The sequence below is a fragment of the Thalassospira sp. CA1 genome (genome assembly GCF_059052855.1).
Window position 1 is genome coordinate 238,401 of the sequence record NZ_JBZCIA010000003.1, and the last position, 20,374, is coordinate 258,774.

Sequence of the window (20,374 nt, forward strand, 5' to 3'; positions counted from 1 at the left end):
ACGGAACCGATCCATGCCGCCCATCACCGCCGTCATCATTCTTTATGGACTTGGACTGACCGCCTCGATGCAGGTCGGTCTGATTGGACCGATTGCACCTGACTTGCGCGCAAGCTTCGGGCTTAGTCAGGCGGAATTCGGACTGGTGGCATCCCTGATCACCGCAGCAGGCGCGCTGTGTGCCATACCCGCCGGGGTATGGGCCGCACGGGCCGGGCTCCGGAGGTCACTCGTCCTTGGCTGTATGATGATGATTGCAGGCGCGCTGATCTTTGCGACCGCAAGCGTGAGCAGCCTTCTATATGTCGGTCGGATTGTCACCAGTGTCGGCTATCTTCTGATTGTTGTTGGTGCGCCAAGCTGGATGGCCGGGTTCAAAAATCCCAAGCTCGTCGCCATGGCCATGAGCATCTGGGGCACCTTCATCCCGGTTGGCATTGCGTTGGGCAACTGGGTCAGTGCGGCTGTGGTGACATGGATGGACTGGCGGATCGCTGTTGGGGTTTGCACCCTGCCGGTTCTGGTTTTGCTGCCGCTTCTTGCCCTGATGGAAAAACCCGAAATCGGAACGGCGCGGCGATCGCTTATTGTCGGGGTGGTTGGTGTTTTGAAATCCCGTTCCGCCCTTCAGGTGGCGCTGACCTTTGGTGCGTTTGCGGGTGCAACGTCGGCCGCTTTGGCGTTCATGCCGGCCATGCTGGCAGACAACCTTGATATTGGCATTACGCTGTCGGCCGGGATCATCGGCACAACCGCAATTGCCGGCAATATTGTCGGCAGTGTCGCCGCCGGGACTGTTCTGGGCCGTGATGTTGCTGGCCGGACCATTCTGATTATATTTTTGCCGATGATGGCGGCTGCCATTTCGACGCTCTATGTCAGCACCTCTCTACCGCTTAGCGTCACCGCGCTGATTATATTTAACGTCTGTCAAGGCATGGTCGCCGGAACGTGCTTTGCACTTTTGCCAAGGATCGCAAAGGACGGCCTTTCCATGCCCGCCCTGCAGGGCATGCTGGCCCAGTTCGCCGAGATTTTTGTCGTGATTGTTCCTCCATTTGCCGGGGCGATGATCGATCAAAATGGTTGGGCCGGGGCGGCTGTGGTTCTGGGTGGTCTTTACTTTGCAGGTTTCCTGATTACCCTACGAAAACCGGGCATGGCAGCCCCCATTAGACAAAATTCATCTTAGAACTATACGATACGATGGCTTGACCTATCCGGCGAAGCAGGCGACCCTTCCCTCCCACACAAATCAAAAAGATTCAGGGAAGTGGAATGCATTTGATCAAAGCCATCTTTATCGGACTGGTATTGATCGGCATTTCCGTTCTTGCTGTCTTCTTCATCTGGCTGGCCCCGGTTGGGGCTGCCTATAGCGCCAAGATCATGTGCTCTGCCATTTTTGTCGATGGCCTGACATCGACACGGGCGCGCGATGTTGATGTTCTGGCCGACAACAATGCCCTTTTATCCCTGATCACCACCAATGTAGATCTGCGCAACCAGACTGTCAGCGCGCATGCCTTCGGGTTCCGCAAACGGTTTGCCGTTTATCGCCCCAATCTTGGTTGCACGCTGGCCGATGATCTGGACCATGTCGCGCAATTGCGCAATTCGACCCCGGTGATGAGGCCGGTCACACCACGCCCGCTTCTGACGACACCACCGCCCGCCAATGTTGACCGACGGGCGCTTAACAACATCCTGTTTGACGTCATGGATGAGCCGGGCCTGCATCCGGAACGGCGGACACGCGCGGTGGTGATTTTGCATGATGGCAAGGTGGTCGCCGAACGCTATGCCGCGGGCATAACAGCCGACACGCCGCTGCCCGGCTGGTCGATGACCAAAAGCGTTTTCAACGTCATCCTCGGTCGCATGCAGTTCGAAGGCATGATGCCCGACATCCAGGACCCGGTTCTGATCAACGAATGGCAGGCAGAGCCAAACGACCCGCGCGCAACCATCAATTACGATGATCTGCTTCGCATGCGAAGCGGCCTTGAGTTCGATGAAAGCTACGCCAATCCGCTATCAGACGTGGTGCAAATGCTGTTTATCGAACCTGCGGCGGCGGGCTATGCGGTATCCATGCCGCTGGAAAACACGCCGGGCAGTGATTTCGCCTATAATTCCGGGGCAAGCAACATCCTGTCCGCAGCCATTCGTAATCTGAGCGGGTCACGCTCAACCTATCTCAGCCGACCGACAGAACTTCTGTTCCGTCCGCTTGGCATGAGCAGTGCGGTGATCGAAACCGACCCGGAAGGCTATTTTATCGCCTCAAGCTTCATGCATGCATCCGCACGCGACTGGGCCAAGATCGGCCAGTTGTTCCTGCAAGACGGCGTGTGGGAGGGGGAGCGCCTGCTGCCCGAAGGATGGGTCGGATATTCCACCAGCCCCGCCGCAGAAGACCCGTATGGTCTTTATGGTGCACATTGGTGGATTGATCTGCCCGGCAGCCGAAACGAGGATGGCACACCCCGTAATGACGTGCCGCAGATCCCCGAAGACGCCTATTTCGCGCTTGGTCATGATGGCCAGTCGCTTACCGTCATTCCATCCAGAAATCTGGTGGTGGCGCGTTTCGGCGTCACCCGCAATTCCGGCGCGTTCAAGCTGCGTCAGTTCATTGCCGATCTGAGTGCCATTTTCCCGGCGACTTCAGATACCCCGGCGGATACGCCGATCGGATCGGATGCGACAACGACCGGGGCAAATGACGGCTGATTGCGCCAGTTGGTGTAATCACAAAAGACCCGTCAGATACCCAACCACAGCCCCCGCCCCGACAACGGCCCAGACCGGGGCAATCCGCCATTGCAGGATTGCGAAAACCAAAATCACGCACCCGATATCAAAGATATCAAGATTAGCACCGGTCCAGATCGGGTCATACAACACCGCTGCCAGAAGGCCGACCACGGCGGCATTCACCCCCATCAATCCGGCCCGCATCGACGGGATATGCCGCACACGATCCCAGAACGGCAGAAGGCCGACCACCAATAACCATGCCGGCAGGAAAATTGCGATCAATGTCACAAGGGACGTGATGGCACTGACCACAAGTCCCGTACCACCAGACCCGGTATGAAGGGCCGCCCCCAAATAGGCGGCAAAGGTAAAGATCGGACCGGGTACGGCCTGGGTCGCGCCATATCCCGCAAGGAAAGTCTCGGCATCCACCCAGCCCGGTGTAACCACGGCATTTTGCAACAGGGGCAAAACCACATGCCCGCCGCCAAACACCAGGGCACCACTGCGATAAAAGCCGTCAATCACGGCAAAAAGTCCGGTGGGATCAAGCTTTGCCAAAACGGGCAACAGAATAAGCAGAACAAAGAATGCGCAAAGGGCAGCAACAGCCCCCTTGGCAGAGCGCGGCACAGAGCCGGGATCGGCACCCGCGCCCACCTTGTCGCGAAGCAGCAAAAAGCCCGCCAGCATCCCGCCAAGGATGACGCCAAACTGCGCTAACACCGTTTCACTGGCAATCATGATAGCCGCGGCCAAGACGGCAAGAATGGCACGCGGAACATCCGGACACAGGCTGCGCGCCATGCCAAGCAGGGCATGAAGAACAACCCCGACCGCCACCAGTTTAAGGCCGCGAATGATCCCCTCGACCGTGCCCAGATCAAACCCGACAAACGCCATGCCAAGGGCGGCCAATACAATCGCGGATGGCATGGTAAATCCAAGCCAGGCAACCAGTGATCCGCGCAAACCACCAAGCGCCATGCCAATGCCCATACCGACCTGCGAACTGGCAGGCCCCGGCACAAACTGGCAAAGTGCCACCAGATCGGCATAGCGCGCATCACTCAGCCATTTGCGGCGCGCGACAAACTCTTCACGGAAATAGCCGATATGCGCAACCGGACCGCCAAAACTGGTCAAGCCAAGACGCAGAAAAATCAGGAAGATTTGCCAAAGACCAACACCGCCAATTGGCAATGAAGGAGCCTTGTTATCTGTGGAACTTTTTGTGGTTTTGTTGTGCGGCCTTGCGTTTGGCATGTGATTGTCCTGCCCTACCCCTGATTTTGCCTGACCATACGCAATCGCACAAAGGCGGCAAAGCCAAAATCGGGACTACAGCCATTCGTCACAATTCCATAACAAAACCCCGCCTGTGGCGATCTGCCTCAGGCGGGGTTTTGGTTTGATCATTCACGCCTTAGCGGAAGGCGGGTTCGTCCAGGGACCGCAATTTGCGGGAATGGAGCTGATTGACGTCCTGACGGAGCGTATCAATCGTATCCAGACCCACCTGCAAATGCTGACCGATACGCTGGCGATAGAAATTATTCGCCATGCCGGGCAGCTTCAATTCGCCGTGGACCGGTTTGTCGGACACACACAAAAGCGTGCCATACGGTACCCGGAACCGGAAACCATTGGCGGCAATAGTGGCACTTTCCATATCGACCGCGATGGCACGTGACTGGTTGAGGCGAACAAACAGTTCGCTATAACGCAGTTCCCAGTTCCGGTTATCGGTGGTTGCCACCGTGCCGGTGCGCATGCGCGCCTTCATTTCACGGCCCTTAAGACCGGTGATTTTGGTGACCGAGTCCGCGAGTGCAACCTGAACTTCGGCAATTGGCGGCACCGGAATCCACAGTGGCAGGTCCGAATCAAGCACGTGATCGTCACGGACATAACCGTGTGCCAGAACATAGTCACCAAGCAGCTGGCTACGCCGCAATCCGGCACAGTGCCCCAACATCAACCAGCAATGCGGTCGCAGAACGGCGATATGGTCGGTTGCCGTTTTGGCGTTTGACGGTCCCACACCGATATTGACCAGCGTGACACCAAGACCATCTTCGCGGATCAGGTGATAGGACGGCATCTGCGGCAGTTGCTTGACCGCTTCACCACTTTCAACCCAGCCCTTGGGCGCGTTTTTGCGCACGCTCACTTTCGGCCCCGGCTCGACAAACGCGACATAGGGGCTTTTCGGGTCATCAAGCTGTGACTTGGCGAATTCGATGAATTCATCGACATAGCGCTGATAGTTGGTGAACAGAACGAACTTCTGGAAATGTTCGGGGGCTGTTGCCGTGTAGTGACGCAGGCGTGCCAGCGAATAATCCACACGTTCACCGGAAAACAGCGACAATGGCTTTGGCCCCGGGGTCGCGTTCGCACCGTAATGAACGCCATTGGCGATATCATCATCGGTCCGCGCCAGATCGGGCATATCAAAAATCAGCTGCATCGGCCGGATATCATTCGGACCGATACTATCAGTCGCCGTTTCAACCAGAAACGGCACGGGGATCGGACGGTCCGAAACACCCACCACAACCGGAACGTCATGGTTTTTGAGCAGAAGTTCGATCTGCTCGCGGTAATATTCTTCAAACAGGTCGGGCCGGGTCAGGGTCGTTCCATAAACACCCGGATCGCGCGGTGCGCCAAATGACAGGGTGCTTTCGACATGCAGCTTTTCCGGCGGCACTTCGATGCCGAGATACGGATAATAGGCACGTATCGGGGAAGATTGTTGGCCTTGACCGAAACGGTTAAAGGCCTCTTGGACGGCATTGGCACCGGTCGCATAAATATCCTTGATGCGCGCGAGTGCCCGGTCGGCGTCCGTGAATTCAAACAGATCGCGTACCGATCCATGGACTTCTGAAACCATATTGGTTGCTCCTTTTTGTTATTGTTGTTTGGGTCTTTTGCCAGATCACAAAGCATAAAACAGCGACGGATCAATGACAAAACCCCTTGGAGCGAGAGATTTATCACCGCTCCCCCGGCTTCTGACAACCGAAAACTTTGCCATCACTTTCAATCCAGACGTCAAAACCGCTGATTTGTGGATATCGGAAAGTTTATAATTCGGACCTTTCCCGGCATTTTCAGAAACTTATGAAATATATGTCGGGTCTATTTTCAAAAATTCCAAATGACAGTTTTGAGGAGACCGTCATAACCCGCAAGGTTTGCAAACAAAGCTGGCGGCGCGAAACGACCGGTATTTTGAAAACAGGGCAAAAAAAAATGCCGAAACCGGGGGACGGTTTCGGCAATTTCAGGGAAGGGCCTTAGACGTTGAGGGAAAAGACGATCAACCCTGATGTACTGTATTTATATGACCAGCGGTCATTTATGTCAATTCTATTTGTTCACAAGTGGCATTTTGCGGTTTCGCGCTATGCCAGGACATCTGCCTCCTCGGCGATGCGCTGTAACTTTTCGAGTCGTCTTCGCGCAGAATTGTCGGTTGCCCATCGGTCACCAACTTCGGTGACTTCAAGCTTGTTAACAATCTTGGCAGCGCGCGGGTCACTCTCGACCAGACTTTCGATGTCCTGTTTTTCTTCGTCGTCTTCAAGCGTCCCGCGCACATAGCCAAGAATGTGATCTTTGCCATATATCGCAAGAACCAGGCTCATATCATGCGGCCTCCGAGACATAACGTGATGCGTGTTCACGGGCTTCGATTCGACCAACCGATGCGCGCAGCTTGCGGCGTGCACGGCCAACACGGGATTTGACCGTGCCAATCTCGACACACATCTGTTCTGCAGCATCCTGATAGGACACATCATCAACAGCGGTCAGCATGATCGCTTCGCGCTCCTGGGCCGGCAGATCTTCAAGCACACGGTCTGCATCACGAAGCTGCAAACGCGCCATCTGATTGCTGCCATGGCCATAGACGTCGCCAAGATCATTCCAGTCGACCTGCGGGCCACGCGTTTTTTCACGACGTTTTCCGGAAATGAACGTGTTGAACAGAATACGGTGCAACCAAGCCTTGAGGCTGGTGCCTTCTTCGAACTGGTCCTTTTTGCTGATGGCTTTCAACAGCGTGTCCTGGACCAGATCCTGAGCCATGTCGTTGCTGCCGGTCAGACGATATGCATGACGGCGCAGTGCAGGCACATGGTTTTCGATTTCGTTCATCACTTGTTCAGACATCACAACCTCCTTGTTCGGATGTCCTGACCCTAACAAACGAAAATAAAATTTAAAGTAAAATCGTATGTTTCACTTAGGCAATACAGGTATCTAACCCAATATACATAGATACACCAACAGACTTACTTCACTCTTATTAATCAACATGCTCAATATACCTTAGGAACTCATTATAATTACTTTACGTTACTTACACCCATGTCCTCAGTTACGTCGATTCAGCAAGATGGTTGTGTTACGGAGAAAACAGCGGTAACGTAAGTTACTCCAAAATTTTGGAAAGCTTTGATTTTCAACGGCTTCGGACGGTTTTAAGAACCTCTGAAATTTACAGGAAACCCCACGTGCCTACGTCGAAGAGAACAGAAAAGCTCCAGATCATGCTCGATGATGATGAGTTGAAATTCATCGATGACTGGCGTTTTGACCATCGGATGCCGACCCGAGCTGCCGCAATCCGCGAGCTCATTCGTCGTGGCCTCGTTGCAGAAGACATCGATGACCCCGATACCGAGGGTAAAAGCACCACCGATTTCCGTATTGAGACGGAATAAAAAATTCGATTTTTCCAAAAAAAAGACCCGGCGAACTGCCGGGCCTTTTTTATTTGGGCGTGTTTTCGGACCAATTTCAGGTCGCATCTTGCCGTAAATCGGGTTTGCGTCCTTCAAAAATGCGGGCGATTCCTGCGCCAAATCCCAGAACCAGCAACCACAATCCGTAATATCGGATCGCGCGCGATGCCGTGATCGCAATCAGAAACAACCAAAGCGGATAGGATGTCGCCCCTGCGGCCAGGGCTGCAAGCTGCATCGGGACCGGTGTAATACTGATTGCAAAGACCACCCAGAATCCGCCTTCGGCAAATCGGCCTTCCAGATCTTCGAATTCCTGCTGCCCACCGACCAGATCAATAAGCGGCTGGGCAAGGTCATCAAATAAAACCCACGCCAAAAGATATAAGGCCACGGCACCCAGCACACTACCTGCCAGTGTTACGGATGCCACAATAAACCCGCGTGTCCGTGAAGCCGCCATGATCGGGGCAACGATGACTTCGATCGGAATCGGGATGATCGTCGTTTCAAGAAACGACGCGACAGATATACCGCCTAGTCCCTTGCGTCCCTCTGCAAGTTTGGCGAGGCGGGACTTGGCATATGCCAACCCGTTTTTTATCCGCATTCCTGTTTTTTGATTATCGCCCGACATATTCTAATCCTTGTTGGCGGTCCTGCCCCAAAATAAAAGCAGCCCGCCCGAAGCCGGGCGGGCTGCTAACCTCGGACGTCATCCGCCGAGTTCAGGTTGTGACGTCTTATTCGGCGGTCTGAGTATCCGAGATGGCCTTCTGCGCATCTTCAAGCGCATTTACAGTGTTGGCCTTTACATCTTCCCAGGTATCCGCAGATGCATCCTTGGCATTTTCCAGGGCATCGCTCAGCTCATCGCTTGCGCTGCCCCAGGCCTCAGCCATTTCTTCGACAGCATCTTCGCTGTCATCCTTAACTTCGGCAGAAACCTCGTCGTACTGTTCGCCAAGCTGTTTGGATTTGGCGTCAACCCAGGCAAGGAAGTCTTCTTTCTGCTCGAACGTAAAGTCTTTGGCTTCTTCGTACTGGGCTGCAATTTCGTTGCCCAGCTCATTGACGTCGGACTTCACTGCATCGTCGGTCGCCATGGTGTCCGAGCTGTCAGACCCGGCATAAGCCGGCGCCATTACAGAAACAGACATAAGTACAGTACCGATCATCAGCATATTCTTGTTCAACATCACAACCTCCTTATTAAACAAACACAGCACAATTACTTGCACGCTGCTTACCATTCACAACGGATGGTGCGAAAGAATGTTCCAATTGTGTTGATTTTATTTTCTGGAACCTTCTGGCGGAATGCACGTTTCATCTGCAAGCGCCCACAATACGAAACGGGGTACAGCGCAATAAAGAATGCGCAATCCGATTTCACGGGCACGCTGTAAACAAAAGGAGTTTTAGTTATGGCACATAGCAGTATGCAGACCGTTGCGAAGGAAGTTCCCGTCGAGACCGGCGTGGACCGCAAGGATCGTCGCGAACTGGCGAAAATGCTGACCAAGATCGTTGGCTCGTCGCATGTACTGTATGCCAAAGTTCGTGGTGTTCACTGGAATGTGGTGGGTCCGGCTTTCTATTCGCTCCACAACATGACCGAGGAGCATTACGAGGACCTCAATACCGCCATTGACGATATGGCGGAACGCATCCGCGCCATCGGCTTTACGGCGCCAACGGGTCTCAGCGAGATGATGGAAAACTCGTCCATCAAGGATCAGACCAAACTTCTTTCGACCGAAGACATGGTCAAGGAACTGGTCGAGGATCACGAAAAAATGGCCCGCCTGCTCCGTGACGGGGTGGCTGCCGCCGAGGACGTTGATGATGTGAAAACCGCCGACATGCTGACCGAGCGGATCGGTGTTCACGAAGAAGCAGCATGGATGCTGCGTGCAACGATCTCGTAATCATGCCAATATGATATGATGAACCGGCGCCTTCGGGTGCCGGTTCTTTTTTGTGCCCCCAAACCAACGGTACAGCATGATGAAAAGCTCTGATCTGACTGGCAAGGTCCACTTGCTGCTGACGAAGTCGAAACTCCCCGACGAGTGGCGCGATAACGGCGCACAGCCGCTGCGCAATGTGTTCGAAGATGCAGGTTACAAGACCGAGCTGACGCTGTGCGATAACCCTGACGTCATCAAGGAACAGATCAGCACCAGCTGTGCACCGGGCGATATCGTAGCGGTCGGCGGTGGTGATGGCACCATTAATGCGGTCCTTGATACCGTGATTTCGCAAAAGGTCGTTCTCATCCCGGTGCCGCTTGGCACGGCAAATGATTTTGCCCGCACCCTGACATTGCCTGACGATCTTATTGATGCGGCGCGCGCATCCATCCACGGCCAGATCAGAATGCTTGATATCGGCAGCGTGAATGACAAAAGCTTTGTCAACGCGGCCAGCATTGGCGTCCCGGCCGATGCACGCAAACGCATCAATCCCGACCTTAAACGGACCTTGGGGGCCATCAGCTATGCGGTTGCCAACTGGCAAAGCTGGCATGAAATGGATCCGCTTGATCTGACCATCACGTGCGGCGAAGAAGACCCACAAGCCATGAAGCTGCGTCAGGTCACCATCACCAATGGCCGATATTTTGGCGGTGGATTGCGCCCGAGCGAAACCAAAAGCCCGGAAGACGGCCTTTTGCACATGTTTGCCATTCGCGACAGCGTCGATACGCTCAGCGGCCTTGATATCGCAGCCGAGCTGTTGTTTGGCTCTGTCGATGACAGCAGCTATGCGACGTCAATTCAGTGCGACACGATCAAGGTCGATGGCGAAGAAGGTGCACCCATTCTGGCCGACGGCGAAATCATCGGCGAACTTCCGGCCAAATTTGCCATCCGTGCAGGTGTTCTGCCGGTCTTTGCCCCCAACAGTTTCGTCGACGAGGTTATCAATGACGGCGAGGCAAAGACCAAAACCCTGCCCCAGCAGAACGAGATTAATGACGTCATGCGCGACACCATTGATTTCGCCTTACGTCTGGAGGCGATTTACCCTGTCGCACAGAACAGCGCGCTCAAATCGCTTTGCCATGACGCGGCAGGCCATTTGCGCAGCCATGCCCGCCAACTTGAACTGGGCGTGCGTCCCTTCGGGATCAATGCCGCCTCCCCCGACCCGGATCTTCAGAACCTTGAGGAACTCCGCGACAAGGTCATGGGCTGGTTGCTGGGCAATGCGGATACCCGCCTTGCCAATGGCCTGAAAGCACGGGCGGACACCCTGACAACAGAGATACACGCGATCACGCTGGACGACCAACCGACTGAGGTCTCAAAGGCCCTCGACGGGCTGGCAACGGAAATGGTCGATTTTTCCAAAACGCTGGATAGGATCGCCAAGGATCTCTAGAAATCACAAAGGCAGCCTCATCAGGCTGCCTTTTTCGACTCCGTGCTAACGGGGCCTTACGTCCCTGCAAGCTTGCCTTAGGCAGAATATCAGCCACCCAGCCTCGCACTCAGATTTTCCTCAATAACTTCAGCGTTCTCATCCCCCCATTGACAAAGCGGGACCAGAGCATCTGCCAAACTGAAACCGAAGGGGGAGAGCTCATAAAGAACGCGTGGCGGAATTTCCTGATAGTCGGTGCGCACGATGACACCATCAACCTCAAGCTCCTTGAGGTGCTGGATCAACATTTTATCACTGACACCGCGAACACAACGCTTCAGCTCGCCGTAGCGCCTTGGTTCCTTCGCCAAAAAGAACAAAATCAATGGCTTCCACTTGCCTCCAATCACGCGAAGGGCGGCATCAAGACCACAGATGAACGGCTGCGTTGGTATTTCTGTATGATCTGACATGGTACTTACTAAAAGGTGCATACTTGTTAAAAAGTATGTTCATGCATATCGTTTTGGTCAACCTTAAATTTGGAGACCAGAAAGATGACCAAACTCAACGGAAAGACAGTTCTGATTACTGGCGGCGCAAGCGGCATCGGCCTCGCATCGGCAAAGCGTTTCGTTGCCGAAGGTGCGTTTGTTTACATCTCGGGGCGCCGCAAGGACGTTATTGAGTCTGCTGTTAAAGAAATCGGCGGCTCTGTTCGCGGGCTTCAAGCTGACATTACCAACCCGGAAGATCTCGACCGCGTGTTTGAGACAATCCGGACAGAACGCCAAACGCTTGATGTCTTGTTTGCTAATGCCGGGGTTGGGGAGCTTGTCCCTCTTGGCGAAATCACGTCGAAACATTTTGACTACACCTTTGATATCAACGTGAAAGGGACAGTCTTTACCGTGCAGAAGGCCCTGCCTCTGCTAAAACCGGGAAGCTCGATCATTTTGACGGGCTCGACCACCGGGGTAATGGGCACCCCCGCCATGAGCATCTACAGCGCGTCAAAGGCTGCGGTCCGCAATCTTGCACGCAGTTGGGCGCAGGACCTTCGAGGCACTTCCATTCGCGTTAATGTGCTAAGCCCCGGACCGACCAAAACTGACAAAATCGCCGAACTCCTGAACCCGGAAATAATCGAGGGGCTGAGCAACGGAACCGCACTGGAACGCATGGGTGATCCGACAGAAGTTGCCGCCGTCGCAGCATTCCTTGCATCAGCTGACAGCAGCTTCATGACCGGCAGTGAGGTCTTCGTCGATGGCGGTTACGCCCAGATATAACCCAAACCCAATGCAAAGGGGCGACCTCGCCGTCTGCAAAGTCGCCCCTGCTATCTTTTCAGTGATCTTGTGAAATCCAACTTGGCGACCGAATGCACAAGATAGAGATTTCTTAGTCTTCCAGACCGGCAAGACTTCTGGCAAAGGATTTGGCCTCGAACGGGCGGAGATCTTCGGCGGACTCACCCACGCCAATCGCATGAACCGGCTTGCCGAACTTCTCGGCCAGTGCGACGACAACGCCGCCCTTGGCTGTGCCATCAAGCTTGGTCACGATAAGACCCGACACATTGGTTGCCTGGCCAAAGGTCTCGACCTGTGAATGCGCGTTCTGGCCCGTGGTGGCATCCAGCACAAGAAGCGTGTCATGCGGTGCCGTTTCATCGCGTTTTTTAATCACGCGGACGATCTTTTTAAGCTCGTCCATCAGATGGGCCTTGTTTTGCAGGCGACCGGCCGTATCAATCAGCAACAAGTCATAACCTTCGCGCTGGGCCTGCTCGATCGCATCAAAGGCAAGGCCTGCTGCATCGGCCCCCGTGTCACGCGCAATCACCGGACAATCGGTGCGTTCGCCCCAGACTTTAAGTTGCTCGACCGCAGCCGCACGGAACGTATCGCCCGCGGCCATCATGACCTTAAGGCCCTGGTCCTTGTATGTCTTGGCAAGCTTGCCGATGGTTGTGGTTTTGCCCGATCCGTTCACACCAACCACCAGCACCACATGCGGTTTCTTGTTGGCATCAATCACCAGCGGCTGTGCGACCGGTTCAAGGATCTTGGCAACTTCTTCGGCGATGAATTCCTGGATTTCGGCGGAATCGACTTCCTTGTCAAACCGGGTCTTGGACAGTTCCGCGCTCAGTTTCGCGGCGGTTGTCACGCCAAGGTCTGATGTGATCAGAAGGTCTTCGAATTCTTCGAGCGCGTCATCATCAAGACGGCGCTTGGTAAAGATATCGGAAATGCCGGTGGTCAGTTTTGAGGAGGACCGTTTCAGCCCGTCTTTCAGGCGGCTAAACCAGCTTTTTTTCCCCTCTTCACTCATCCCGCAAGCTCCGCTATCAGTTTTCCATCTTCAAGGCCGGTGACTTTGGCCTTTGCTATCGTGCCCGCTTCTATCACGCGATCCAGCAGAACGGGAGCAAAATGCTCCGTATGGCCGGTATTTTCCTTTTCAACCAACACATTCTCGGTCATGCCGATGCGCGATTGCAGGAACTTGTTAAGCTGTATCTCGCCTGCTTCGCGAAGGGCACTTGCCCGTTCCTTGCGCAGGTCCTTGGGCACTTGCGGCATCTTGGCCGCTGGCGTTCCCGGGCGCGAGGAATACGGGAAGACATGCAGATAAATCAGGCCGCATTCATCAACCAGACGCAGGGTATTTTCCGCCATTTCATCGGTTTCGGTCGGGAAACCGGCAATGATATCGGCCCCGAACGTCACATCCGGGCGCAGATCGCGGACCTTTTTACAGAAATCGACAACGTCCTGACGCAGATGGCGGCGTTTCATGCGCTTAAGCACCATGTCGTCCCCCGCCTGCAAACTGATATGCATATGCGGCATCAGGCGCGGTTCGGTTTCGATCAGACGAAACAGGTCTTCGTCCACCTCGACCGGATCAATTGATGAAATGCGCAGGCGCGGCAGTTCCGGCACCTGTGCCAACAACCGGCGCGACATCTGCCCCAGTGTCGGCTTACCGGGCAAATCATGGCCATAGGATGTGATATCAACCCCGGTCAGAACCACTTCGCCATAACCGTTGGCAACCAGTTCACGGACCTGGGTGACGATTTCCCCCATCGGCACACTGCGTGAATTACCACGGCCATAAGGAATGATGCAGAACGTGCAGCGATGGTCACAGCCATTCTGGACCTGCACAAAGGCGCGCGCGCGCCCCTCAAAGCCCGATACAAGATGGCTTGCGGTTTCTTCGACCGACATGATGTCGTTGACCACGACCCGTTCATGTTCGGGCATCATGAAGGTTTCGGCCTTCATCTTGGCGTCATTGCCAAAAATGCGGTCGATCTCGCCCATATTGGCGAACTTGTCGGGATTGACCTGAACAGCACAGCCGGTAACGAAAATCTTGGCGTCCGGGTTTTCGCGGCGCAGACGGCGGATGCTTTGACGTGCCTGGCGTTCGGCCTCGGTCGTGACGGCACAGGTATTGATGATGATGGCATCATCAAGTCCGGCATTTTTGGCATGGTCGCGCATCACCTCGGATTCATAGGTGTTAAGGCGACAACCAAATGTGACGACGCGCGGCTCTTTCATGCTCGGACTTCTGCGATCCAAAGTTCGGTTTTGGGAATTATTCCGCCAGCGCAATTCAAAAAGGATGCTGCAAGTGCGGAACGCCCGGCAAGGACATTGATCCTTGCCGGGCGCTGGTTACATACGCTTTTGAACGCTTCAATGCAAGTCCGCGGCCCTCATGGCACGCATGCATCGGGCGCGCGAATCATCGTCTGTCACTGACATCAAAGGTTGGAAAAGGCTGCTTAGGCCGCGAAATTGCGGTTGCGGCCTTCTTTCTTGGCCCGGTAAAGCGCGCCGTCGGCGCGGTCAATCAGTTTCGCGCCGCCTTCCTTGGCAACATATTCCGCAACACCAATTGATATGGTCATCTGACCAAACGAGACACCCGATTGCTTCGCCTTGATTTCACGTTCGGCAATGCGTTTGCTCATGTCATCTGCCAGTGACATGGCATCGACCAGCGGCGTCTGCGGCAGCAGGATGGCAAATTCGTCACCGCCATAGCGCGCGACAACATCGCGCCCCTTGATATTGGCCTTCAACATCGACGCAATCAGGACAAGGATTTCATCCCCGATGCGGTGACCAAAGCGGTCATTGATCGCCTTGAACTGGTCAAGGTCGACAATCATCACACAGAATGGCTCGGGATGTTTTGACGAGTCGTGCTCTGCAACAAGCAGGTTGAGCTGTTCTTCAAAATACATCCGGTTGGAAACACGCGTCAGACCGTCGGTATAGGATCGTTCGCGGGTTTCTTCGAGTTCGCGTTGCAGCCGTTCGACCTTGCCAAGATACTGATCAAGGCGCTGATGCAGGCCTTCGACCGTGTGTTGCATCTCGTCGGTCTTTTCGATGATCTCGCTTAGAACCGGGCTGACCTGCTGATGATCCTTGAGCGTATCAAGAGATCGCGTCAGCAGCGCACCATAATCCTGAAACCCGCTTCGCGCGGTTGTCAGACATTCATCGCTGCTTTCAACAAGCTCGGAAAAGTCTTCCATCCCGCGCTGCAGGAAGTCTGCGGCCTGACGGTCAAAGATATAGCGGTAATACAACTGAAGAAGCGTGTCCTCGGCCAAGGGTTCCCCGCTGGCCTGCACAGCATCGATGACGCGCAGGATTTCGGGGTTTTCCTCGGCAAAATAGACAAACCAAACATGATACAGTTCGGGTGTCGGGCGCAGGCCGCGCTCGCGCAACGCCTTAAGGGTCGCATCAGCAAAATCCCAATGACGGGAAATCTGTTTTTCCGCTGTGGTCACAACGGGTGCTCCGGGCTTGTTTTCATTCGCAAAGACAATGCGTTATGCGCTTGATGCATACCGATTTGCCTCAACATACTCCAAATTGCCCTTCGGAGCCAGATATAGGTCGAAATAAACTAACCTAAAGTGGTGGTTTGATATCGACCTTTAGTTACCCCTGATCATTGTGCCTGCACCGCGTTCGGTGAACAGTTCCAGCAAAACTGCATGTGGTGCGCGACCATCAACGATCACGGCGGCTTCGACCCCGTTTTCAACGGCATCCATGCAGGTTTCGGTTTTGGGAATCATTCCGCCCTGAATGGTGCCATCCGCAATCATTGCATTGATGTGGGCGGTGTCGGCGTCCCGTACAAGGTTCTTGTTCTGATCAAGGATCCCTTTTACGTCGGTCAGCATGTAAAGACGGCTGGCACCAACGGCCTTTGCAATCGCACCGGCAGCCGTATCTGCGTTGATATTATAGGTCTGACCGTCTTCACCAACGCCGATCGGTGAAATGACCGGAATAATGTCGGTGTCGATAAAGCAATCCAGAACGTGCGGATCAACCTTCACCGGTTCGCCGACAAAGCCAAGATCAAGAACCTTCTCGATATTGCTTTCCGGATCGCGTTTGGTCCGCGTCAGTTTACGTGCAGTAATCAGGTTGGCATCCTTGCCGCACAGACCAACGCCAACGCCGCCTGCGGCATTGATGTTTGATACGATTTCCTTGTTGATCTTGCCGGCCAGAACCATTTCGACCACATCGATGGTCTGCTGATCGGTGACACGCAAGCCATCAACGAATTCCGACTGGATATTAAGCTGCTTGAGCATCTGGCCGATCTGCGGTCCGCCACCATGCACAACAATCGGGTTCATGCCGACCTGTTTGAGCAACACCATGTCCTGGGCAAACAAACGCGCCAGTTCAGGATCACCCATGGCATGGCCGCCATACTTGACGACTATTTTCTGCCCGTTAAAGCGGCGCATAAAGGGAAGAGCCTCGGAAAGTACCTGGGCACGTGCCAGCATGCGATATGCGCTGGCTTCCGACTGGTCTTCTTCAGAACGGGTTTGGTCGTTCATGTCACTTCCCCATATTGTCGCTTTATGTGCCTGCCGGGATCAAAGCAGGGTGGATATTTCTGCCCGCAATTCGGCAAGGCCGGTATTCTTCTCGCTTGAAGTCGCAAAAATCTGCGGCAGGGCTGCCGGGTGTTTGATCAACCCGTCGACCACTTCCTTGATGCGTTTTTCAAGCTGTCCCTTTTTTAACTTGTCTGCCTTGGTCAGCACAACCTGATAAGGCACAGCAGCCTCATCAAGCAGCTTCATCATATCCAGATCAGCCTTCTTGAAGCCATGTCTGGAATCAATCAAAACAAACACACGGCGCAGCGTTACACGCCCGCGCAGATATTGTTTGATCAAAGCATGCCACGTATCAACGATATCCTTGGGTGCCTGGGCAAAGCCATAGCCCGGCAAATCCACGATATAGCACGCACCATCAAGATCGAAATAGTTCAACTGCTGGGTCCGGCCCGGCGTGTTTGACGTGCGCGCAATGTCCTTACGGCCGGTGATCGCGTTGATCAGGCTGGACTTGCCGACGTTTGAACGCCCGGCAAAACAGATTTCTGTTTTGTCTTCCGGCGGCAGTTGTTCGAGCTGTGCGACGCCAAGAACGAAGTTAACCGGGCGGCTAAAAAGCTTCCGCCCGGCTTCGATCACTGAGTCTTCATGCGTCGGTATTGCAGTTGCCGACGGCAGGTTTTCTTGTGTCATCGTCTTTCCTTCCCCGATCTGTCGGGGATGCTCCCCGAAGGGAAGGTCAACCCGTGAAGGGTAGATGGGGATTAAATCCCCATCTTGTACATGATGTAGCGCTGCTGTGCGATGGACAGCAGGTTGTTCCACGCCCAGTAAATCACCAGACCTGCCGGGAAGCTTGCCAGCATGAAGGTAAAGATGAACGGCAGGAACATCATGATCTTCGCCTGGGTCGGATCAGCCGGCGCCGGGTTCAGTTTCTGCTGCAGATACATGGTCACACCCATGATCAACGGCCAGACACCAATCATCAGCATCTGCGGCGGATCCCACGGGATCAAACCAAACAGGTTAAACAGCGAGGTCGGATCGGGTGCCGACAAATCCTGAATCCAGCCAAAGAACGGCGCATGGCGCATCTCAATGCTGACAAACAGAACTTTATACAGCGCAAAGAAGACCGGGATCTGCACAATGATCGGCAGACAGCCCGAAGCCGGGTTGATCTTCTCACGCTTGTAAAGCGCCATCATTTCCTGTTGCTGACGCTGACGGTCGTCCTTGAACTTCTCGCGCATCTCGGTGATTTGCGGCTGCAGCTTTTTCATCGCACTCATCGATTTGTACGACTTGTTGGCCAGCGGGAACATGATCGCCTTGATGATGACCGTGATGATCAGGATCGAGACGCCAAAGTTGCCAACCAGATGATAGAGATACTGCAGGAACAGGAAGAACGGCTTGGTCAGGAAGTAGAACCAGCCAAAGTCAATCGCGAGATCGAAGTTGGTGATCCCGTAATCCTCGGCATAGGTATCAAGCAGGGTCACTTCCTTGGCACCGGCAAACAGGCGCGTCTCGGCAGCGCCTTCGCTACCGGCCGCAATCGTGCGCGGGGCACCAAGGTAGTCGGTCTGATACTTGTCGGCGTTTTCCGCAACATGGTGGCTAAAGCGCGTGGTCATTTCCTCGTCGGAGGAAGGTGCCAGCGCAACCAGCCAATATTTGTCGGTAATGCCAAGCCAGCCACCGGTGGTTTTCTGTTCGATCGCACCGTCATCAGCCAGATCGTCATAATCGATCTCGGTCAGCGTACCGTCGATCACGCCAAGCGGACCTTCGTGCAGGATATAGAACCCGGCAGTCTGCGGCTTGTTCTTGCGCGAAATCAGGCCATAGGGATACAGAACGACATCGCCGCCGGTATTGTTGACCACCGACTGGTTGACGGTGAACAGATAGTTCTCGTCAATCGCGATTTCACGTTTGAAGGTCAGGCCTTCACCGTTGTCCCAGGTCAGGGTGACCGGGCTGTCTGGTGTCAGCAATTCTTTGTCTGCGGTCCACTGGGTGTCGCTGCTTGGCAGCGCCATACCGCTTTTCGCACCGACCCAGCCGAACTCCGCAAAATAGGCATCGTTGCTGCCGGTCGGGTTCAGAACGTGGATCAGCGGGCTGTCCGGTTCTTCGGTCTCGCGGTAATCCTGAAGCTGAATGTCATCGATCACACCGCCGACAAGACGAATCGAACCTTCGACGCGCGGGGTATCAATCTTGATTCGTGGCGATTTGGCCAGCGCGTCTTCGCGCTTAACAGCCGGAACAGCGGGTTGACCACCCGGCACGGCCGGACCGGATACCTGCGGCGCGTTGGTTCCGTCCGCATTAAGCTGTTCGCGAACCTGCGCTTCACGAACCTGAGGACCAGGCTCGGGCGCAAAGAAGAATTGCCACCCGATAAGAATCACAACTGCTGATGCAATTGCTACCCACAGGTTACGTTGTTCGTTCATCGCCTCTTTCCGCTTTTTTCAGCCAGCAGGTGCCGACCGCATATTCTATTTACATGACGAAAGCGCCGGGGACCGGTTTTCACCATCCGACGACGCTTTGTTCTGTTCACAGCCACATCCGGGCACGGGATCATAACCATGACCACCCCATGGATGGCAACGCATTATCCGTTTAAATCCCATCCAGCCGCCTTTTAATGCACCATGACGGGCCAATGCTTCGAGCATAAAAGCCGAACAGGTCGGCTGATAACGGCACGACCACCCGATATATGGCGACAAAAACAGCTGATAGCCGCGAACTGCGACTTGAAGAAGACGGGCAAAAAAACCGGGAGCACGCATGAATGTCATTTTCCCGGGCCTCCTGCCTTCGTCGAACCGACTGACTTGCTGTTGGCGCGTCCTTTTTTTGGACGACGCGCATCAGGCGCAGACGGCTTGGCATCAGGAACCCGACGCAGGGCAAAACGCATATCATCAATCAGCTTGTCAAACGGCCGATCAATGGTCTGCGCACGACCGATCACAACATAGTCCCAACCGGGCAATGCGTGTTCGCTCATCAATTGCTCTGCCACAGCACGCAAACGCCGCCGAACGCGATTGCGGACGACGGCCTTTCCCACCTTTTTGGTGACGGTAAACCCGACTCGTACGAGTCGGTCTTCACCGGCGTATTCTGTGTCCGGTTTGATCCCCGGCCGCGGTGCGCCCTGCAGGATCAATCCCTGTGTAACCCATTTCCGGCGGGTGCCCGCAACACGGAGAAACTCCGCCCGCTTTTTAAGGCGTTCCACCGAAACGGTCACGACATTAGGCCGACAGACGCTTGCGGCCCTTGGCGCGGCGTGCGGTCAGCACACGGCGGCCACCGACGGTCGCGCTGCGGGAACGGAAGCCGTGGCGGCGTTTCCGTACGAGTTTGCTTGGCTGGTAGGTGCGCTTCACTGCACTTACTCCGTTCTAAATAAGGTAATCCGATAAAATTCGAGGTCCGCTGTATAGGGCTTCACACCAGAGCTGTCAACTCGTGACAGGGCATTTACCCCCAGAAAACCGGCAATGCCGCCGGGATTTCG

At 54.7% G+C, this 20,374-nt stretch carries 22 protein-coding genes; 6 read left to right on the top strand and 16 right to left on the bottom strand.

Going from position 1 to position 20,374, the window contains the following annotated elements:
* Positions 1-13: 13 nt before the first annotated feature.
* Together AC5Q5A_RS07925 and AC5Q5A_RS07930 are read left to right on the top strand one after the other, a co-directional pair.
* Entirely contained in the window at positions 14-1,192 is a 1,179-nt protein-coding gene (locus AC5Q5A_RS07925) for an MFS transporter (protein WP_493894901.1), read from the top strand.
* 86 nt (positions 1,193-1,278) lie between these two features.
* Positions 1,279-2,736, top strand: coding sequence for a serine hydrolase domain-containing protein (locus AC5Q5A_RS07930; RefSeq protein WP_493894902.1), 1,458 nt, complete (start codon positions 1,279-1,281; stop codon positions 2,734-2,736).
* Between the two features lie 18 nt (positions 2,737-2,754).
* On the opposite strand, the gene chrA is transcribed toward AC5Q5A_RS07930, so the two are convergent.
* From chrA to AC5Q5A_RS07950, 4 genes are all read right to left on the bottom strand, one after another.
* Positions 2,755-3,966, bottom strand: a complete 1,212-nt coding sequence (chrA, locus tag AC5Q5A_RS07935; RefSeq protein ID WP_493894903.1) for a chromate efflux transporter — start codon at positions 3,964-3,966, stop codon at positions 2,755-2,757.
* A 223-nt stretch (positions 3,967-4,189) separates the two neighbouring features.
* Positions 4,190-5,665 carry an AMP nucleosidase gene (locus tag AC5Q5A_RS07940; RefSeq protein ID WP_493894904.1) on the bottom strand — a complete coding sequence of 492 codons (1,476 nt, stop codon included), beginning with the start codon at positions 5,663-5,665 and terminating at the stop codon, positions 4,190-4,192.
* A 514-nt stretch (positions 5,666-6,179) separates the two neighbouring features.
* Complete coding sequence (locus AC5Q5A_RS07945) at positions 6,180-6,422, bottom strand: hypothetical protein (protein WP_064782177.1); 243 nt, start codon at positions 6,420-6,422, stop codon at positions 6,180-6,182.
* Position 6,423: 1 nt separating this feature from the next.
* Positions 6,424-6,951, bottom strand: a complete 528-nt coding sequence (locus AC5Q5A_RS07950; RefSeq protein ID WP_493894905.1) for a sigma-70 family RNA polymerase sigma factor — start codon at positions 6,949-6,951, stop codon at positions 6,424-6,426.
* A 344-nt stretch (positions 6,952-7,295) separates the two neighbouring features.
* Between AC5Q5A_RS07950 and AC5Q5A_RS07955 the strand changes: the two genes are divergently transcribed.
* Positions 7,296-7,505, top strand: coding sequence for a hypothetical protein (locus tag AC5Q5A_RS07955; RefSeq protein WP_338178007.1), 210 nt, complete (start codon positions 7,296-7,298; stop codon positions 7,503-7,505).
* A gap of 76 nt (positions 7,506-7,581) precedes the next feature.
* On the opposite strand, the gene AC5Q5A_RS07960 is transcribed toward AC5Q5A_RS07955, so the two are convergent.
* Both AC5Q5A_RS07960 and AC5Q5A_RS07965 read right to left on the bottom strand, forming a co-directional pair.
* Positions 7,582-8,118 (bottom strand): YqaA family protein, encoded by a 537-nt coding sequence (locus AC5Q5A_RS07960; RefSeq protein WP_493894906.1) that lies wholly within the window; start codon positions 8,116-8,118, stop codon positions 7,582-7,584.
* A gap of 151 nt (positions 8,119-8,269) precedes the next feature.
* On the bottom strand, positions 8,270-8,725 hold the full coding sequence (locus AC5Q5A_RS07965; protein ID WP_493894907.1) for a hypothetical protein: 456 nt from the start codon (positions 8,723-8,725) through the stop codon (positions 8,270-8,272).
* Between the two features lie 228 nt (positions 8,726-8,953).
* On the opposite strand from AC5Q5A_RS07965, the gene AC5Q5A_RS07970 reads away from it, so the two are divergent.
* Complete coding sequence (locus tag AC5Q5A_RS07970) at positions 8,954-9,457, top strand: Dps family protein (RefSeq protein ID WP_064788977.1); 504 nt, start codon at positions 8,954-8,956, stop codon at positions 9,455-9,457.
* Positions 9,458-9,536: 79 nt separating this feature from the next.
* Positions 9,537-10,916, top strand: coding sequence for a diacylglycerol/lipid kinase family protein (locus AC5Q5A_RS07975; protein ID WP_493894908.1), 1,380 nt, complete (start codon positions 9,537-9,539; stop codon positions 10,914-10,916).
* A gap of 89 nt (positions 10,917-11,005) precedes the next feature.
* On the opposite strand, the gene AC5Q5A_RS07980 is transcribed toward AC5Q5A_RS07975, so the two are convergent.
* A complete protein-coding gene (locus AC5Q5A_RS07980; RefSeq protein ID WP_493894909.1) occupies positions 11,006-11,371 on the bottom strand; it encodes a winged helix-turn-helix transcriptional regulator in 366 nt (121 codons plus the stop codon).
* Positions 11,372-11,455: 84 nt separating this feature from the next.
* Between AC5Q5A_RS07980 and AC5Q5A_RS07985 the strand changes: the two genes are divergently transcribed.
* Entirely contained in the window at positions 11,456-12,190 is a 735-nt protein-coding gene (locus AC5Q5A_RS07985; RefSeq protein WP_493894910.1) for an SDR family NAD(P)-dependent oxidoreductase, read from the top strand.
* A gap of 112 nt (positions 12,191-12,302) precedes the next feature.
* Here the strand turns inward: AC5Q5A_RS07985 and ftsY are convergent, their stop codons facing one another.
* The 9 genes from ftsY to rpmH all read right to left on the bottom strand — a co-directional run bounded on the left by ftsY (position 12,303) and on the right by rpmH (position 20,243).
* Positions 12,303-13,238: a signal recognition particle-docking protein FtsY gene (gene ftsY / locus AC5Q5A_RS07990; RefSeq protein WP_064782180.1), complete on the bottom strand. Its 936-nt coding sequence runs from the start codon at positions 13,236-13,238 to the stop codon at positions 12,303-12,305.
* The gene (gene mtaB / locus AC5Q5A_RS07995) at positions 13,235-14,482 is read right to left on the bottom strand and encodes a tRNA (N(6)-L-threonylcarbamoyladenosine(37)-C(2))-methylthiotransferase MtaB (protein ID WP_063087291.1); all 1,248 of its coding nucleotides are present in this window, start codon (positions 14,480-14,482) and stop codon (positions 13,235-13,237) included. Before mtaB ends, ftsY begins: the two co-directional genes overlap by 4 nt.
* A gap of 227 nt (positions 14,483-14,709) precedes the next feature.
* Entirely contained in the window at positions 14,710-15,732 is a 1,023-nt protein-coding gene (locus tag AC5Q5A_RS08000; protein ID WP_493894911.1) for a GGDEF domain-containing protein, read from the bottom strand.
* 150 nt (positions 15,733-15,882) lie between these two features.
* Complete coding sequence (gene argB, locus AC5Q5A_RS08005; protein WP_008891492.1) at positions 15,883-16,812, bottom strand: acetylglutamate kinase; 930 nt, start codon at positions 16,810-16,812, stop codon at positions 15,883-15,885.
* 39 nt (positions 16,813-16,851) lie between these two features.
* Positions 16,852-17,514, bottom strand: a complete 663-nt coding sequence (yihA, locus tag AC5Q5A_RS08010) for a ribosome biogenesis GTP-binding protein YihA/YsxC (RefSeq protein WP_008891491.1) — start codon at positions 17,512-17,514, stop codon at positions 16,852-16,854.
* A gap of 71 nt (positions 17,515-17,585) precedes the next feature.
* Positions 17,586-19,292 (bottom strand): membrane protein insertase YidC, encoded by a 1,707-nt coding sequence (yidC, locus tag AC5Q5A_RS08015; protein WP_286791606.1) that lies wholly within the window; start codon positions 19,290-19,292, stop codon positions 17,586-17,588.
* A 45-nt stretch (positions 19,293-19,337) separates the two neighbouring features.
* Positions 19,338-19,646, bottom strand: a complete 309-nt coding sequence (gene yidD / locus AC5Q5A_RS08020) for a membrane protein insertion efficiency factor YidD (protein ID WP_008891489.1) — start codon at positions 19,644-19,646, stop codon at positions 19,338-19,340.
* Positions 19,643-20,104, bottom strand: coding sequence for a ribonuclease P protein component (gene rnpA / locus AC5Q5A_RS08025; protein ID WP_493894912.1), 462 nt, complete (start codon positions 20,102-20,104; stop codon positions 19,643-19,645). Before rnpA ends, yidD begins: the two co-directional genes overlap by 4 nt.
* Before the next feature lie 4 nt (positions 20,105-20,108).
* Positions 20,109-20,243 (bottom strand): 50S ribosomal protein L34, encoded by a 135-nt coding sequence (gene rpmH / locus AC5Q5A_RS08030; RefSeq protein ID WP_007091264.1) that lies wholly within the window; start codon positions 20,241-20,243, stop codon positions 20,109-20,111.
* Positions 20,244-20,374: the final 131 nt, after the last annotated feature.